Annotated in this window: 13 protein-coding genes and 3 pseudogenes; 8 read left to right on the top strand and 8 right to left on the bottom strand. The window is 75.3% G+C overall.

From position 1 onward, the window contains the following. Window positions 1-181: 181 nt before the first annotated feature. Together pcaD and GQS52_RS25035 are read right to left on the bottom strand one after the other, a co-directional pair. Window positions 182-1,039: a 3-oxoadipate enol-lactonase gene (gene pcaD / locus GQS52_RS25040; RefSeq protein ID WP_182315751.1), complete on the bottom strand. Its 858-nt coding sequence runs from the start codon at window positions 1,037-1,039 to the stop codon at window positions 182-184. Between the two features lie 426 nt (window positions 1,040-1,465). After that, window positions 1,466-2,296 (bottom strand): annotated as a pseudogene (locus GQS52_RS25035) (pentapeptide repeat-containing protein); the annotation flags it as partial. Between the two features lie 290 nt (window positions 2,297-2,586). Between GQS52_RS25035 and GQS52_RS25030 the strand changes: the two are divergent. Further along, on the top strand, window positions 2,587-3,006 hold the full coding sequence (locus tag GQS52_RS25030; RefSeq protein ID WP_259370964.1) for a hypothetical protein: 420 nt from the start codon (window positions 2,587-2,589) through the stop codon (window positions 3,004-3,006). 115 nt (window positions 3,007-3,121) lie between these two features. Here the strand turns inward: GQS52_RS25030 and bla are convergent, their stop codons facing one another. After that, the gene (gene bla, locus GQS52_RS25025) at window positions 3,122-4,087 is read right to left on the bottom strand and encodes a class A beta-lactamase (RefSeq protein ID WP_182315747.1); all 966 of its coding nucleotides are present in this window, start codon (window positions 4,085-4,087) and stop codon (window positions 3,122-3,124) included. 220 nt (window positions 4,088-4,307) lie between these two features. Continuing rightward, window positions 4,308-5,111 carry a hypothetical protein gene (locus GQS52_RS25020; protein ID WP_182315745.1) on the bottom strand — a complete coding sequence of 268 codons (804 nt, stop codon included), beginning with the start codon at window positions 5,109-5,111 and terminating at the stop codon, window positions 4,308-4,310. Window positions 5,112-5,451: 340 nt separating this feature from the next. Here GQS52_RS25020 and GQS52_RS25015 point away from each other — a divergent pair, with 340 nt between their 5' ends. After that, complete coding sequence (locus GQS52_RS25015) at window positions 5,452-6,297, top strand: PspA/IM30 family protein (protein ID WP_182315744.1); 846 nt, start codon at window positions 5,452-5,454, stop codon at window positions 6,295-6,297. Then, entirely contained in the window at window positions 6,294-6,572 is a 279-nt protein-coding gene (locus GQS52_RS25010) for a hypothetical protein (RefSeq protein ID WP_182315742.1), read from the top strand. Before GQS52_RS25015 ends, GQS52_RS25010 begins: the two co-directional genes overlap by 4 nt. A 92-nt stretch (window positions 6,573-6,664) precedes the next feature. Here GQS52_RS25010 and GQS52_RS25005 read toward each other — a convergent pair whose 3' ends face one another. From GQS52_RS25005 to GQS52_RS24995, 3 genes are all read right to left on the bottom strand, one after another. Further along, a complete protein-coding gene (locus GQS52_RS25005) occupies window positions 6,665-7,459 on the bottom strand; it encodes a hypothetical protein (RefSeq protein ID WP_182315740.1) in 795 nt (264 codons plus the stop codon). Further along, window positions 7,456-8,082 carry an RNA polymerase sigma factor gene (locus GQS52_RS25000; RefSeq protein WP_182315737.1) on the bottom strand — a complete coding sequence of 209 codons (627 nt, stop codon included), beginning with the start codon at window positions 8,080-8,082 and terminating at the stop codon, window positions 7,456-7,458. Before GQS52_RS25000 ends, GQS52_RS25005 begins: the two co-directional genes overlap by 4 nt. A gap of 246 nt (window positions 8,083-8,328) precedes the next feature. Then, window positions 8,329-9,651, bottom strand: a complete 1,323-nt coding sequence (locus GQS52_RS24995; RefSeq protein WP_182315735.1) for a PQQ-binding-like beta-propeller repeat protein — start codon at window positions 9,649-9,651, stop codon at window positions 8,329-8,331. Between the two features lie 129 nt (window positions 9,652-9,780). On the opposite strand from GQS52_RS24995, the pseudogene GQS52_RS28055 reads away from it, so the two are divergent. Together GQS52_RS28055 and GQS52_RS24990 are read left to right on the top strand one after the other, a co-directional pair. After that, a pseudogene (locus GQS52_RS28055) lies at window positions 9,781-10,061 on the top strand (transposase); the annotation flags it as partial. Window positions 10,062-10,077: 16 nt separating this feature from the next. After that, window positions 10,078-10,218 (top strand): hypothetical protein, encoded by a 141-nt coding sequence (locus tag GQS52_RS24990; protein WP_182315733.1) that lies wholly within the window; start codon window positions 10,078-10,080, stop codon window positions 10,216-10,218. Between the two features lie 99 nt (window positions 10,219-10,317). Here the strand turns inward: GQS52_RS24990 and GQS52_RS24985 are convergent, their stop codons facing one another. Further along, the gene (locus GQS52_RS24985; RefSeq protein WP_182316717.1) at window positions 10,318-10,716 is read right to left on the bottom strand and encodes a hypothetical protein; all 399 of its coding nucleotides are present in this window, start codon (window positions 10,714-10,716) and stop codon (window positions 10,318-10,320) included. Between the two features lie 203 nt (window positions 10,717-10,919). On the opposite strand from GQS52_RS24985, the gene sigJ reads away from it, so the two are divergent. The 3 genes and pseudogenes from sigJ to GQS52_RS24970 all read left to right on the top strand — a co-directional run bounded on the left by sigJ (window position 10,920) and on the right by GQS52_RS24970 (window position 15,737). Next, a complete protein-coding gene (gene sigJ, locus GQS52_RS24980; RefSeq protein ID WP_182316716.1) occupies window positions 10,920-11,876 on the top strand; it encodes an RNA polymerase sigma factor SigJ in 957 nt (318 codons plus the stop codon). Between the two features lie 77 nt (window positions 11,877-11,953). Next, window positions 11,954-13,021, top strand: coding sequence for an FAD-dependent oxidoreductase (locus GQS52_RS24975; protein WP_182315732.1), 1,068 nt, complete (start codon window positions 11,954-11,956; stop codon window positions 13,019-13,021). 171 nt (window positions 13,022-13,192) lie between these two features. Then, window positions 13,193-15,737: pseudogene (locus GQS52_RS24970) on the top strand (molybdopterin-dependent oxidoreductase).

The raw sequence follows: 15,737 nt of genomic DNA, 5'->3' as shown, positions 1-15,737 counted from the left end.
GGGATCGTGCGGGGGCGTGCGCCGCTGCCGACCGTTCCACCGGTCCCACGCGTTCCACCGGTTCCATGGTGCGGCGCCGGCCGCGTCGGCGCGCCCGCACCGGCGACGGCAACGGCGACGGCGACGGGCCGCAGCCGGGCCCCGGGCGGCGGCCGGGCGGCGGCCTCCCGGCACGGAGGGGTCAGGTGCCCGGCCGTTCCCCGGGTCCGGCGGCAGCCGCACCCGGCTCCGCGCCGTCCACGCCGTCCACGCTGTCCGCCAGGTGCCCGAGCAGGGCCGCCAGGACGGGGGCCGGCTTCTCCACGCAGGCCAGGTGGGCCGCTCCGGGGATCTCGGTCAGGGCGGCGCCGCGGATGTGGGAGGCCATGTCCCGGGCGTCGGCGGGCGGGGCCGCCTGGTCGTCGCGGCCGGCGACCACCAGGGTGGGTGCGGTGATGTCCGACAGCCGCGAGCGGATGTCGAAGGCGGCCAGTGCGTCGCAGCAGGCGGCGTAGGACTCCGGGTCGGCGGCACGCAGGTCGTGCAGGAGGGCCTCGGCAGGGGGACTCCCGACCAGGGCCGGGGTGAACCAGCGCTTCGCCGCGCTCTCGACCAGTACCGCAGTCCCCTCCTCCCGCACCAGTGCGGCGCGTTCGTGCCAGACCTCGGGCGTGGAGAAGCGGGCGGAGGAGCACACCAGGGCCAGCGAGGCGATCCTCTCGGGGTGGTGGACGGCCAGCCAGGCGCCCACCGCGCCGCCCAGGGAGATGCCCGCACAGGCGAAGCGGTCGATGCCCAGGGCGTCGGCCAGCTCCAGGACGAGGCGGGCCAGGTCGGCGACGCCGGCTCCCTCCGCGGGCAGCAGGCCGGCGGGCGAGCCGCCGTGCCCGGGGAGGTCCCAGCGCACGACGCGGTGGTTCCGGGCCAGGCCGGGGGCCTGGAGGTCCCACACGGCCAGCGAGGTCCCCAGGGCGGGGCCCAGAAGCAGCGGCGGGGCGTCGGCGGGGCCGTCGGCGCGGTGGTGCAGGCGGGGCCGCGGCCCGGCGGGAGCAGTGCTCATGGTTCCTCCTGTCCGCGCGGGTCGCGGCCGGCGGTCTCCGGTGCCGTCGCCGTGCCCGGGCAGTGGGCCGGATCGGTGAGCCCGGCGCCCGGTCCGGGGAGGCGGAACGGACACGGCGGGCTCCTGTTCCGGTGCCCGGTACGGAGCGGTTCTCCCCTCCTCCCCGTCTCCGCGCGGCAAGGACCGGCCCTGCCCCTACGGCCCTACCGCCCCACGGGCCCGCCCCTACCTACCGCTCCCTCTCCTCCGGCCGCCCCTCGGCCGGTTCTCCTTCACCCGCTCGCCCTTCGCCCGCTCACCCTTCGCCCGCTCACCCTTCTGCCGTCCCGGGCGCCCCTGCGGCCCGGGGCGCGTTTCGCGGGCCGTGCGGGCCGCCGGGCCGGCACCGTCCGCCGGACCGGCGGCTCCCGCAGGACCGGCCGGGCCCCAGTGCGCGGGGCGGGCCAGCGCGCCGGGCAGCACGGTGGCGGCGTCCCCCCTGGCCGCGTTGACCTGGGACTGGGTGAGGAAGATGCATCCGGTGAGGTCGGCGCCGCCGAGGTCTGCGTCCCGGAGGTCCGCTCCGAGCAGATCGGCCGACCGCAGGTCGGCGCCGCCGAGGTCGGCCGCGATGAGGTAGGCCCCGCGGAGGTTGGCTCCCCGGAGGTCGGCCCCCCTGAGCCGGGCTCCGACGAGATCGGCCCCCCGGTGGCTCTTCCTGCGGCCGGGGACCTCGGCCCGCACCAGTTCGCTGACCCGCGTCAGCAGTTCGCCGACGCGGCCGCGGACCGCCGCCACGTCGGCCTCGGCGAGCTCCTCCGCGCTGCCGCGGGTGAGGCGGTCCACGTCGTCCAGTGCACGGCGCAGGTCACGGTGGACGGGGCGGGCGGGCGGCAGTTCCAGGGCCTCGGCCAGGTACCACAGCAGTTCGTGGAGCTGCCGCACGACGGGGAAGACCTCGAACATCTGCCGTGCGGTGCCGGGGTGCTGCCGCCAGTCCCGCCCGCCGAAGGTGATTCGGGAGACCTTCTGCCCCGCGCCGAAGCAGTCGTAGACGGTGCAGCCGGGGAAGCCCCGTTCGCGCAGGTCCGCGTGGATGCCGCAGCGGAAGTCGGCCTGCAGGTTGGTGCACGGCTGCCCGGCGGCCTTGCCGACCGCGAAGTCGGCGGAGGCGGCGAAGGGCAGTGCCACGCAGCACAGCCCGAAGCAGTCGGCGCAGTCGGCCCGCAGGTCGGGGCGGTCCGCGGCGGCGGAAGGGACTTCGGACTCACGGGACAACGTTCGTGATCTCCTGCCACTGGGTGGGCACCGCTTCTCGCAGCGCTCCGGGACGAGGCCCCATTCTCCCCTGCCGGGCACCGCCGGGCGGGGCGGGGGACGGGGACTCCGGCCCGGGCACGCGGGCCCGGCGTGCCCGGCGTGCCCCGCGAACCGGCGACTCGGCGAACCCGCGGACCGGCGGACCGGCGGACCGGCGGACCGGCTGTGACGTTCCCGCTGCTCCCGGCGCTTGGAGAGGTGGGCCGGGCGTCGAGGAGGACGCGGTCCTGCGAGGAAAGGGGTTGGGCGTGGCGTATGTGCTGAAGGGCCGGGCGGGGGCTGTGAGCGGGCCGCGGCTCGCCGCCGACATCGTCACCGTGGTGCGGGAGGGCTTCCGCGTCAGGCTGGACTACTCGGTGGGGAGCCTCGTGGTGGCCGACCGGCTGATCGGGGCGATACGCCGTGAGGCGCCGCCTGCGGAGGCGGTCGTGGAGACGCTGCTCGGCTTCGGGGCGTACCTCGGTGAGGTGCTGGTGCGCGAGGCCGGAGCGGTGTGGGTGAACTTCGACGAGGCGCAGAGGCAGCTGTTCGGGCAGGACTTCGGGGTGCTCGCGGCGGACGGCAGGGTCTGGAACCCGCTGGGCAGGGCGCTGCGGAGGTACGAGAACGGGGCCGAGGACTCCTTGCCCCTGTTCCACCTCGCGGTGGTGGGCCGGGCCCGGGGCTGAACCGGGCCGGGCCGGCCGTGTCCGTCCACGGCCGGCCCGGCCTCCCGCCGTCCCGGGCCGCCGTCCCGGGCCGCCGCTCGGGCCCCGTTCTGGCAGCTGTTCGGGCAGCCGCCGCTCAGGCCACCGCGGCGGCCAGCAGCGCGGCCGTCTCCGCGACCAGGGGGTTGTCCGGCTTCGCGTCGGCTTCCCCCTTGCGGGTGAGGACGGCCAGCACGACCGGCACGCCCTCCGGCGTCCGGGCGACGCCCACGTCGTTGCAGGTGCCGTACTCGCCCGCGCCGGTCTTGTCCGCGACGGACCAGTCCTCGGGCAGCCCGGCGCGGAACCGCGCCTCGTTGGTGGTGTTGGTCAGGAGCCAGTGGGTCAGCCGTTCGCGGTCGCGCGGCTCCAGTACGTCCCCGACGACGAGCCGCGCGTAGGTGCGGGCGATGGCGTACGGGGTGGTGGTGTCCTCCACGCGCCACGGCTCGGCGGAGTTGAGTTCGGGCTCCCACCGGTCGAGCCGCGTCACCGTGTCCCCGGTCGAGCGGCAGAAGCGGGTGACCGCGGACGGGCCGCCGAGCCGGCGGAGCAGGAGGTTGCCCGCGGTGTTGTCGCTGTGGCGGACGGCCGCGTCGCACAGTTCGCCGACGGTCATGCCGGTGGCGAGGTGCTCGTCCGTGCCCGTGACCGGGGAGTCCGCCACCACGTCCGCTTCCGTGTACCGGATGCGCTCGGCGAGGACCTCGCCGTCGCGGTCGAGGTCCCTGAGCACGGCCGCCGCGGCGAGCGGCTTGAACACCGAGCACAGGGGGAAGCGGTCGTGCGCCCGGTGGAGCACGGTGGCCCCGGTGGCGAGGTTGTGCGCGAACGCGCCGATGCGGGCCCGGTGGCGGGCCTCCAGCCGGCGCAGCTGTGCGGCGGTCCGGCCGTCGTGTCCGCGGCTCCCGCCGCGTTCGCCGGGCCCGCCGCCCGCAGGGACGGCGTGGGACGGCGTTCCTGCGGCCGTTCCGGCGGCCACCAGCGCGCCGGTCAGTGCCGTCGCGGCACCGGCGGACAGCAGGGTGCGGCGCGTCGGCCGTGCGGATCCTCGTGAGGTCAAGGTCTTCCCCCCTCAGGCCGGGGGTGGCGTTCCGGCTTCCCTCGGCGCCGGCTCCGCTCCCCGTCCACGATCGTCGGTGATCACGCTAGCCAGCCGGAGGCCGCGCCGTCCCCGGAAACGCCGCCGCGCCGGGGGACGGGGCGTCAACGGCGCGAAACCGACCACGGATCCGGCCGCGCCGTCCCCGGCGGCGCGCGGGGACGGGGCGGGCCCGGCGGGATCAGCCGAGCTTGCCCACCTGGGCCTTGACGAGGGTCTGCGGCAGCTCGTAGTCCTCTCCCCCGGCGGCGGTGAGGTTGAAGGCGGAGAAGGAGGCGAGGGCGGCCCCCCGGCGGACGACTGCGACCTTGAACGGCATCGTCTCGCCCTCCTGCTCGACCGTCACCGTCCAGGCCAGGGACTCCTCGCCGCCGGTGATGCTTTCCTTCTCGATCCCGGTGACCTTCTGCTTCGCACCCGCGACGGTCACGGCGAAGCCGTCGGCGCAGTCGGTGCCGGCGGCGCTCAGGGCGTCGAAGGCGTCCTCGGCGCCCTTGCCGTCGTAGGACGAGAGGGAGACCACCGTCTTCGTGATGCTCATGGTGGAGGCGAGCGCCTTTTCGGCCTCCTCCTCCGTCATGTCGGCGAGGTCCTCGATCGAGACGTCCTTCTGCTTCTCCGTGGCCTTGCCGGTGGCCACGCGCCGCACGGTCGCCCCGGGATCGCCGACGGGCGCGTTGAACAGCACGCGGGCGACGGGCTCGCATGCCTTCTCCCCGACGGTGAGGACCTTGGCGGGCACTGCGTCGTCGGCCCCGGCCTTCTTGACCTCCTGGTCCTTCACGTCGCCCTCGGCAAGCGCGAGTTCCTCCAGTTCGGCGGCGGTCGGCGCCTCGGCCGCAGGCTCGGCGGCGGCGCTCTTCCCCGGCGCGGCCTCGTCCTTGTCGTCCCCGGCCGGCTCCGAACCGCCGCAGGCGGTGACCAGCAGGGCCAGGGAGGCCGCGCAGGCGGCGAGGGCGGTACGGCGTACGGCGGTGGGTCTCATGGCACATCTCTCTGTGTCGGCTGCCGACGGCCCGTCCTCGGGAGAGGTGAACACCCCGGCGGTCACGGACTGTTGTGACTGCGTCAACCCTAGGGACACACCCAGTTCGATGATCATGAAAATATTGAACGATGCATGATCGTGATGTCCGCACGACCGCCGCAGGGCGGGGCACGGCGTCACGGGACCGCTCCGGCGACACAGGGCCGTCCCCTGCGGCACGCGTCGGGCCGGGGTTGCGGCCCGGGGCACGGCGCCGGAGGCTGGAAGGGCGCGCCGACGTGCCGTGCCCTGCACGTCCTGCACTGACCGCCCACCGGTCGAGAGGAGGCGGGCCGCTGTGAGCAGCATCGCCGACCGCATCGCCACCCTGTTCCGGATCAAGGCGAACAAGGCCCTGGACCGGGCCGAGGACCCGAGGGACGTCCTGGACCACTCCTACGTCCAGCAGCAGGAACTGCTGCAGAAGGTACGGCGCGGGGTGGCGGACGTGGCGACCAGCCGCAAGCGCGTCGACCTGCAGGTGCACCGGCTCCGGCAGTCCGCGGAGAAGCTGGAGGGGCAGGCGCAGCAGGCGCTCTCCGTCGGGCGCGAGGACCTGGCCCGCGAGGCGCTGACCCGGCGCACCGCGGTGAACTCCCAGCTCGCGGAACTGCAGGTCCGGCAGGCGTCGTTGCAGGCGGACGAGGAGAAGCTCTCACTGGCCGCTCAGCGCCTGCAGGCGAAGGTGGAGTCCTTCCGCAGCCAGAAGGAGACCATCAAGGCCACTTACACCGCGGCGGAGGCCCGAACCCGGATCACCGAGGCCGTCACCGGCATCGGCGAGGAGATGGGCGACGTCGGCATGGCCGTGCAGCGCGCCCAGGACAGAACGGACCAGTTGCAGGCCCGCGCGGGCGCCCTGGACGAACTGATCGCCTCGGGCGTGCTCGAGGACGCCACCCTCCCCGCGGGCCGCGACGACATCCAGGCGGAGCTCGAGGCCGCGACCGCTACCGCGTCGGGCGGCGTGGAGGCGGAGCTGGCCCGGCTGAGGGCCCGGCTGCCGGCCTCCGCGACCGGAGGACCTGCCGCCGCCGGAGCTGCCGGGGAACTCGGGGAGGCCGGGGGCGTCCGCGGGGCCCCGGAGGACCGGCCGGAGGGGTCGGAGAAGTCGGAACGGTCGGAACGGGGAGGGACACCGTGATCATGCGGATCCTCGGCGAGGGACAGTACGAGATCGCCGAAGGCCACCTGGGAGAACTCAACCGGCTGGACGGCGTCCTGCAGTCGGCGGCCGACTCCGGCGACGAAGCCGCGTTCAGCGCCGCGCTGCACGACCTGCTGGACGCGGTGCGCGGCTTCGGCAGGCCCCTGCCGGACGAGACGATCACCCCGTCCGACGCGGTGCTGCCGGACGAGGACACCAGCCTGCGGCAGGTCCGGGAGATGCTCTCCGAGGAGGGCCTGGTCCCCGACTGAGAGGCCCCCGCCGGCGCGCGGCCCGATTGCGGCCGACGTGCGGCCGGCCGGCACGCGGCCCGGCCGGCACGGGCCGCCGGGCCGTGCCGGGCTCAGCTCCCGCCGCTCCTGCCCGCGGACTCCCGGCCGCCGCCGTCCACGGCACTGTCCCCGGTCCCCCCGCCGCCGTCCCGGCCGTCGTCGCGCACCGGTTCTCCGGGCTGCGCGGTCTCCTGCGGTTCCGGGACCGCCGGGCCCGCGGTCGCGGCCGCCGACCCCCTTCCGCTCCCGCTCCCGTGCAGCAGTTCACCGCAGTACTCGGCCACCTCGTCCGGCCCGCCCGCGGCCTGCTGGAGCTGCTGCCAGGCGGCGGAGTCCAGTGCCCTGCCCCGCCCCTCGACCGACTCGTACGCCCGGCAGCGGGCCTCCTGGTCCTCGGCCTGCAGCGGCCGCCCGTCCGGGGCGCGGCTGCTCTCCCCCGCCCCCGGCGCGCCGGAGGGGGCGGCGGAGGAGGCCCGCGGGGGCAGGCCGGTTCCGGCGCCGGGGGAGGGCAGTCCGGCGGCGCTGCCGACCGCGGGGGCGGGGTCCTCCCCCCGCCCGAACGGCTCCGGGACCACGCCCGCCGCGAGGGCCGCACCGCCCAGCGCCACGCTCGCGGTGAACGCGCCGAGGACCACCTTGAACGGGCGTCTGCCGCGCTTCTCCCCGGGTCTCCAGTCGTCCTCGGGGCGGGCGGGTGAGCGGAACGCTCCTTCTTCCCGGGCCGCCCGGAACGCGGTGAGCGCACGCTCCCGGGCACGGGGGTCCTCGGGGGCCGGCCGGGCGGCGGCGGCGAGCAGCGCGTCGAGCTCGGGCGAGTACGACTCGGCGCTGGGGTTCATGGCATCCACGGGTCGGTTTTCGGTCATCTCGCACTTCCCAGCGTGCGGGCGGCCGGATTCGTCACTGCGCCCGTGCTCCGCGGGGCCACCTGCTGCGCCAGCCGCCGGAGACCGCGGTGGGCCGCGGTGCGCACCGCTCCGGGCCGCTTGCCCAGGACCCGCGCGGCCGCGGGCCCGTCCAGCCCGACGACGACGCGCAGCAGCACCGCCTCCGCCTGGTCCTGCGGCAGGGTGGCGATCAGGGCCAGCGCCTGCCCGGTCGACAGGGACTCCAGGGCCTCGCCCGCCGTGTCCGACCTGCCGGGCGTCTCCAGGAGGTCCTGTTCGAGGAGCGTCGCGCGGGGCCGACTCTTCTGCCGCCGCAGGTGGTCGAGCGCCCGGTGGCGCGCGATTGTCGCGCTCCACCCGCGGAACCCCGCGCCGTCACCGCGGAAGCGTCCGATGTCACGGGCGATTTCCAGCCAGGCGTCGGAGGCTACGTCGTCGGCCTCGTCCCCGACCATTCCCCTCAGGTAACCGAGGAGGCGCGGCTGCACGAGGTCGTACACGAAGGCGAAGGCGTCCTCGTCCCCCTCCTGGGCCCGTGCCACGGCGGCGCCGAGCTCCGTGTCGTACGGTTCCGCGACGCGACGGACCTCACCCTTGCCCACGTTTTCCTCTTCGCAGCGCTGGCACCGTTCACCGTGCCCATGCCCCCGCGAAGACCAGCGCGCGCACCGGCGGAAATGTCACACCTGTTCGGAGAACACCGCGGCGGAAAGCTTCCTGAGGGCGTGTGAGTGATCAAGTACGACACGTCGTTCGAGGCCAGAGGTTGAAGATCAAGCCGGGCCGTGGCCTCGAATGCCACGCCTGCATCAGGAGTGACGCGTGGGTGACGGCTGCGTGGCGGTCCGTCAGCGACGTTCGTAGGCCGTGAAGGGCCTGGACCCGGTCGAATAGGCGTCATAGCGGGCGACGACGAGCCGCCCCCGGTACGCGAAGACCTTGTCCACGGAGCCAATGTCATCCGGGAGGTCACGGATGTCGCGCTGCGCACCGGTGGCGGTGTCGAGGACACGGACGCGGTAGGGGTTGCGGCGGTGCGAGGTGAGGACGGTGAGCTTCCCGTCCTGGAGGAGGAGGCGGTATCCGCTGTCGCCGTCGAGGCGGTCGTCGTCGGGGGTACCGCCCCAGACCGGGGCCCCGGTGGCCAGGTCGAAGGCGGTCAAGTGGTAGCGGCTGTCACGGGACCTCTTCGTCGGGGGTTCGGACATGACGTAGAGCCTACGGTCGTCCGCTGCCGCCATGAGCCGGCTGTGGAACTTGATCTCGCCGTACGGGCCGCTGAAGTCGACCGGAGGGTTCGGGCGGCCGTCCCTGCCGAAGGAGTAGTAAGCCCCCTGGTCGGAGTCCCCTGTTTCCGAGGCAGCCACGACCACCGGATCGGCCGACACGAAGGCCGCGGAGGCGTTGTAGCCGATGGCGTGTCGGCCCCCGAGCGGGGCGGACCACTTGAGCGCCCCGGTGGCCGGATCGAAAGCGGCGGTGTGCAGTTCGGCGTCCTCCGCGATCTTCTCCTCCCAGGGGTTGTCCTCGCCGCCGCAGGCGAGGAGGGCGGCGACCTGTCGTTCGCCCGCCGCAGTCCGGCCCGGGACGCAGTCCTTCGGCAGGGCCGCCTTCCAGCGGCGCGTTCCGGTGCGCACGTCCACGGCGCGCAGCTCGTCCTTCTGGAGGAGCACGGCGACGCCACCGCCGGCGGACACCGAGGAGTCCTGGAAGCGGGGCGGCTCGGGCTCGCTGAGCGGGGCCCGCCAGAGCTCGCGGCCGTCCTTCATGTCGATGCCGACGGCGGTGGTGCAGGACGTGTCCTTGGCCGGGGAGGAGGCGCCGTCCCCGTCGTGGACGAGGACCAGGACCGAGCGGACGGTGTCGGCCGTGGCGTGGCAGACCACCGAGCGGCCGGGCGGCACGTACTCCCAGCTCCGCCCGCCGGTGGCGGCATCGAACCCGGTCACCGCGTCGAAGCGGCTGCGGACCAGCGTGTCGCCGGACAGCCAGGCCCCCGTCCCGCGCGGCTCGGCCTTGCGGTCCGCGGGGGTGTCCCAGACGACGCCCATGGTCTCATTCCAGGATCCACATCCGGTGGCGAGCGAGCAGAGGGCGACGAGGGCCATGCCCGTCGTGGCCAGGGTGCGCCGCCGAGTCCGTCCACCGGACGGCACCTCGTTGTCCTGCATGGTCCTGTCGACTCCCCCCGAGCCTGTTGCCGTCAACGATCCGCGTGATTTCCCGCGCTCCTAGGCGGCGATCATCATAGAGAGTCGGCCGCACGGGCAGAAGGCGCATCCGCTGTCGGCCGAGGAGCGGATGCGGCGGGCGACATCGAGTGGCCGGTGGCGGTCGACTCCACGATCGTCCGCGCTCACCAGCATGCGGCCGGGACCCGGACAAGGAAGCTCCGCAACCCGGTCCTCGGCCGCTCCGGGGGCGGTCCGAACAGCAGATCCACCTGGCCTGCGACGGCCGGGGCTGTCCGCCCGCGTTCGTCGTCACGGGCGGCAGCACCAGCGACTGCACCCGGTTCACCGCCGTGACGGAGGCGGTCCGGGTGTCCCGGACCGGTCCCGGGCGGCCGCGGGTCCGGCCCGGGAAGGGCCCGCCGGATGATCGAGCGCACCTTTGCCCGGCTCCACCAGTTCAAAGGACTGCGGACCCGCTACGAGATACGCGCCGACCTCCATTTCGGCCTGCTGCAACTCGCCTGCGGCGTCATCTGCTTGCGCCGACTCCGAACGTCATTCTGAAACGATCGGTTACTGCGGCAGTGCCGGAAGGGCGGGGCCGGAAGGGCGGGGCCGGAACGCACGCCGGGGGCGGCCGCAGGGGGCGCGCTCCCCCACTGCTCAGGAGACCTCCTGCATTGTTCTGCGGGCGCGTCCGTGGAGCGTGAGGTAGAAGGTCCGCAGCGACTCCTCCTCGCCGCGCTCAAACCGGTTGACCACCTTGCCCAGCGGGTTCCACACCCGTCCGTCCGGCATCCGCACGCCCACCGGCTGGCCGAAGAGCAGGCGCTGCTCCTCGTCGAGGTCCACCCACACCGCTCCCGCGCGGCGCACCAGGACCTCCCCGACGTAGGCGCCCAGCCGGAACAGCGTCGGTGCCGCCTCGTCGCGCCCGGCCCCGCCCCTGCGCAGGCCGTCGACGACGGAGTCCACGAGCCGCAGGCTGTCCACGGAGTAGTCCAGCGGCAGCCGGTTCCCGGCGGTCACCCGCGCGACGAAACCGGCCGCCTGACGGCGCATCTCCTCCGCGCGCGGCCTCCGCCTGCCGTCCTCGCCCAAGGTCCCCACCTTCCGTTCCACGGGAGGGCCGCCCGTCCCGCGCCCCCTCTCGTTCCAGCGGAACCGCCCGCCGGAACGTCACACGTACGCGGCACGGCGCGTCCGCTCCCGGGGGCGGGTGCGGCGGGCTGCCGCGCTACCGTGTTCCGGTGACCGACGCGCCCATGGCCTCCGCAGCCGTCCAGGACCCCGTGGAGGCGTTCGAGGCCCAGCGGCGCCGTCTGGGCGCGGTCGCCTACCGGCTGCTCGGCTCGGTCGCCGACGCCGAGGACGTGCTGCAGGAGGCGTGGCTGCGCTGGCAGGCGGCCGACCGCACCCGGGTGGAGGACGTCCGCGCCTACCTGACCACCGTCGTCACCCGTCTGGCGTACGACCTGCTGGGGTCGGCCCGTGTGCGCCGGGAGTCCTACCACGGCGAGTGGCTGCCCGAGCCGCTGGTGGCCGACGCGGACCGCGCGGACTCCCCGGACGAGCGGGCCGAGCTCGGCGAGTCGGTGTCGCTGGCGCTGCTGGCGGTGATGGAGCAGCTCACCCCCGCCGAGCGCGTCGCCTTCGTCCTGCACGACCTGTTCTCGGTCGGCTTCCCCGAGGTCGCGGCCGTCCTGGACCGCACCCCCGAGGCCACCCGCCAACTGGCCTCGCGCGCCCGCCGCAAGGTCCGCGACGGCGGGCACCGGGGCGCGGTCGACCCGGCCGAGCACCGCAGGGCGGTCCGGGCCTTCACCGCTGCCGCCGCCGGGGGCGACGTCCGGGGCCTGCTCGCGGTGCTCGCCCCGGACGTGGTCTGGCACGCCGACGGCGGGGGCGTGGTCTCCGCCGCCGCGCGGCCGGTCCTCGGGGCGGAGAAGGTCGCCCGGCTGGTGGCCGGCCTGGTCGCCCGGCTGGTGGCCGGGCGGACCGGCACCGCGACCGGCCCCGCGACGGGCCCCGCGGCGGGCCCCGCGGCGGGCGTTGCGGTGGAGGCCGTGGTGGTGCCGGCCCGGGTCAACGGCGAACCGGGGCTGGTCTGGTACTCCGCCCCGGGCCGGATCGGCGGCGTGATCGCCTTCACCGTCGCGGACGGCCGGATCACCCGGGTGGACGCGGTGGTCAACCCGGAGAAGCTCACCCACCTGGCGTGACGACCGTCACCGTCACACCGCCTCCGCCTGTTCCGTCCTCTTCTCGAAGCACGGAGACGGCCTCGGAGGAGAACGACATGGACGGACAGCACATCGTGGTGGTCGGCGCGGGATACGCGGGCCTGGCCGCGGCCACCCGGGCCGGCCGGCGCCACCGGGTGACCCTGATCGCGCCGGAGTCGCACTTCCTGCACCGGGTCCGCAGCCACGAGACAGCGGCGGGCCTCCCCGGGCGCCGGCCGGCGATCGCACACCTGCTGCGGGGACGCGACGTGACGCACCTTCGGGCCCGTGTCACCGGGCTGGACCCGGCAGGCGGCAAGGTCACCGTGGAGGAGGGCCCGGCCGTCGGCTACGACACCCTGGTGTACGCCCTGGGCAGCCGCACGGCCTGGCACGGTGTGCCCGGCGCGGCCGAGCACACCTATCCGGCCGAGAGGGCGGACGAGCTGGCCCGGCGGATCGGCGGCGCGGAGCGTCCGGGCACGGTGGCGGTGGTGGGCGGCGGCGCGACCGGGATCGAACTGGCGGCGGAGCTGGCCGAGGCGCACCCGCAGTGGCGGGTGCGGCTGGTCACGGCCGGGGAGGCCGGCGGTTGGCTGTCGGAGCGGGGGCGGGCCCACGTGCTGCGGGTGCTGGAGCGGCTCGGCGTCCGGGTGGAGGAGCACGCCGAGGTCACCGCGGTGGACGCGGACGGGCTGCACACCTCGCGCGGGCCGGTCGGTGCCGACGTGGTCGTCTGGGCCGCGTCGCTGGAACCGCACCCCCTGGCCGCCGAGGCGGGCCTGGAGGTGGCCCCGGACGGGCGGGCCGTCGTGGACGGGCACCTGCGCTCGGTCTCCCACCCCGGGGTGTACGTCGTCGGTGACGCGGCGGCGGTCACCGTGCCGGGCGTCGGCAGGCTGCGGGCGGGGTGCGCGACCGCCCAGCCGATGGGCGTCCACGTGGGCAACGTGCTCGGCGGCAGGGCGGCCGGGCCGTTCCGGTTCCGGTACGTGCTGCAGTGCCTGAGCCTGGGCCGCCGGGACGGGCTGGTCCAGACGGTCCGCGCCGACGACTCGATGCGGCCGGCGGTGCTCACCGGGGCGCCCGCCCGGTGGGTGAAGGCGGCCATCGTCAACGGCGTGCTCCTCAACCTGCGCTGACCGTCCGGGACCGCGGCCCCGGGGCGCCCCCGCGCGGGGCGCCCCGCACCACCGGTTGGGGCGGCGTCCCCCGGGTATGCGCCCCCAGCGCGCGGCGCCGGACGGGCGCGTAGCCGGAACGGGCGGGCGCGGAGCCGGACGGGACAGGCGCGGAGCCGGAAGGGACGAACCGTGGGCGACCGGAGCGCGGACATCCGGGGCACCCGGACCCCGCACGCCAGGGACACCCCGTGGCCGGTGCGGGTCGACAGCCACCTGGACCCCTCGGTGGCCGAGGAGGACGTGGACCGGTGGGTGCAGTCGGCGTGCGTGCTGTGCAGCAACGGCTGCGGCTGCGACATCGCGGTCAAGGACGGCCGCATGGTCGGGGTCCGCGGCAGGGCGGCCGACGCGGTCAACCACGGCCGGCTGGGACCGAAGGGGCTGTACGGCTCCTGGCAGTGGAACCGCACCGACCGGCTCACCCGCCCGCTGGTCCGCGACGCCTCCGGGAACCTGGTGGAGAGCGACTGGGACACCGCGATGGGCCGGATCGCAGAGCGGTCCCGGCAGTTGCTGGCCACCGACGCCGGCGCGCTCAGCCACGGCTTCTACACGTCCGGCCAGCTGTTCCTGGAGGAGTACTACACCCTCGCGGTGATCGGGAAGGCCGGACTGGGCACCCCCCACATGGACGGGAACACCCGGCTGTGCACCGCGACCGCCGCGGCCGCGCTGAAGGAGAGTTTCGGCTCCGACGGGCAGCCGGGCAGCTACGGCGACATCGAGGCCACCGACGCCGTCTTCCTGTTCGGGCACAACATGGCCGAGACCCAGACCGTGCTGTGGGCGCGGATCCTGGACCGGATCCACGGCCCGAACCCGCCGAGGATCGTCGCGGTCGACCCCCGCACCACCAAGGTCGCCGGGGCGGCCCGGGAGACCGGCGGCGTGCGCCTGGCGCCGCTGCCGGGCACCAACCAGGCCCTGATGAACGGCCTGGTCCGCGAGGTCCTCCGCAACGGCTGGACGGACGAGGAGTACGTGGCGCGGCACACCCTGGGCATCGAGGAGCTCGAGGCCACCGTCGAGCCCTACTCGCCCGAGCACGTGGCCCGGATCTGCCGGGTCCCGGCCGAGGACGTCCGCCGCGCGGCGGAGGTCTTCGGCACCTCCGAGCGGGTGCTGTCCACCGTCCTGCAGGGCTTCTACCAGTCCCACCAGGCCACCGCCGCCTCCTGCTCGGTGAACAACCTGCACCTGCTGCGCGGCCTGATCGGGCGCCCCGGCTGCGGGGTCCTGCAGGTGAACGGGCAGCCCACGGCGCAGAACACCCGCGAGTGCGGCGCCGACGGCGACCTGCCGGGCTTCCGCAACTGGGAGAACCCCGAGCACGTGCGGCAACTGGCCGACCTGTGGAACGTGGACCCGGTGGTCGTCCCGCACTGGGCGCCGCCGACGCACGCGATGCAGATCTGGCGGTACTGCGAGCAGGGCTCGATCAGGTTCCTGTGGATCTCCGGCACCAACCCGGCCGTCTCCCTGCCGGAGCTGCACCGCATCCGGGAGATCCTCGGCAAGGACTCCCTCTTCACCGTCGTGCAGGACGGCTTCCTCACCGAGACGGCCCGCTGCGCGGACGTCGTCCTGCCCGCCGCCGTGTGGGGGGAGAAGCAGGGCACCTTCACCAACGTCGACCGCACCGTGAACCTGTCGGACAAGGCGGTCGACCCGCCCGGGGAGGCGCGCAGCGACCTGGACATCTGGCTGGGCTACGCCCGGCGGATGGACTTCCGGGACAAGGACGGCGCCCCGCTGGTCAAGTGGTCCGACCCGCAAGGGGCGTTCGAGGCGTGGAAGGAGTGCACCCGCGGACGGCCGGTCGACTACACCGGGCTGTCGTACGAGAAGCTGCGCGGCGGCAGCGGCATCCAGTGGCCGGCCGGCGCGGACGCCCCGAGCGGCACCGAACGCCTCTACGCGGACGCGGAGTTCCCCACCCGCCCCGACACCTGCGAGACCTACGGCCACGACCTGCTCACCGGGGGGTCGATCGGCGAGGAGGCCTACCGGGCCCGGCGCCCCGACGGGCGGGCGTTCCTCAAGGCCGTCCCCTACCTGCCGCCCCCGGAGCCCCCGCGGGAGGAGTACCCGTTCGTCCTCACCACCGGGCGCACCGCCTACCACTTCCACACCCGCACCAAGACCGGCCGGTCCCGTCAACTGCGCCGCGCCGCGGGCGTGGGCGTGGGTGGAGCTGTCCGTCGGCGACGGGGCCCGGCTCGGGGTGCGGGAGGGCGACGTCGTGCGGGTGGAGTCGCCCCGCGGCGCGGTGGAGGCCCCCGCCCGGATCGGCCGGGGCCGCGACGGGGTGGTGTTCGTGCCGTTCCACTACGGCTACTGGGACCGGCCCGGGACCGACGGCGCCTCCCCGGACGGGCAGCCGCCGAGCGCGGCCAACGAGATGACGCTCACCGAGTGGGACCCGGTGTCGAAGCAGCCGCTGTTCAAGGTGGGCGCCGCCCGGGTGACGAAGGTGTCCGACGCCTCCGGCCCCTCCCCCGCCCCCACCACCACCGCGTCCGCACCCGCCGACCCGGCCGGCGTCCCGGAGACCGTCGGCGGCCCGGACGCCGCGGCGTCCGGGCGGGTGGGTGCCGCCGCACCGCCCCCGCCGCAGCCGCCGCCCGGCGGGGGACGGGCCCCGTCCTCGTCCACCACCGGCACGGAGGGCTGA

Source organism: Streptomyces sp. SCUT-3 (genome assembly GCF_014083985.1).
In the GTDB taxonomy this organism is placed as follows: domain Bacteria; phylum Actinomycetota; class Actinomycetes; order Streptomycetales; family Streptomycetaceae; genus Streptomyces_H; species Streptomyces_H thermolineatus.
Note: the sequence above shows the minus strand (reverse complement) of the source record. Positions and strands in the feature narration are given on the sequence as shown.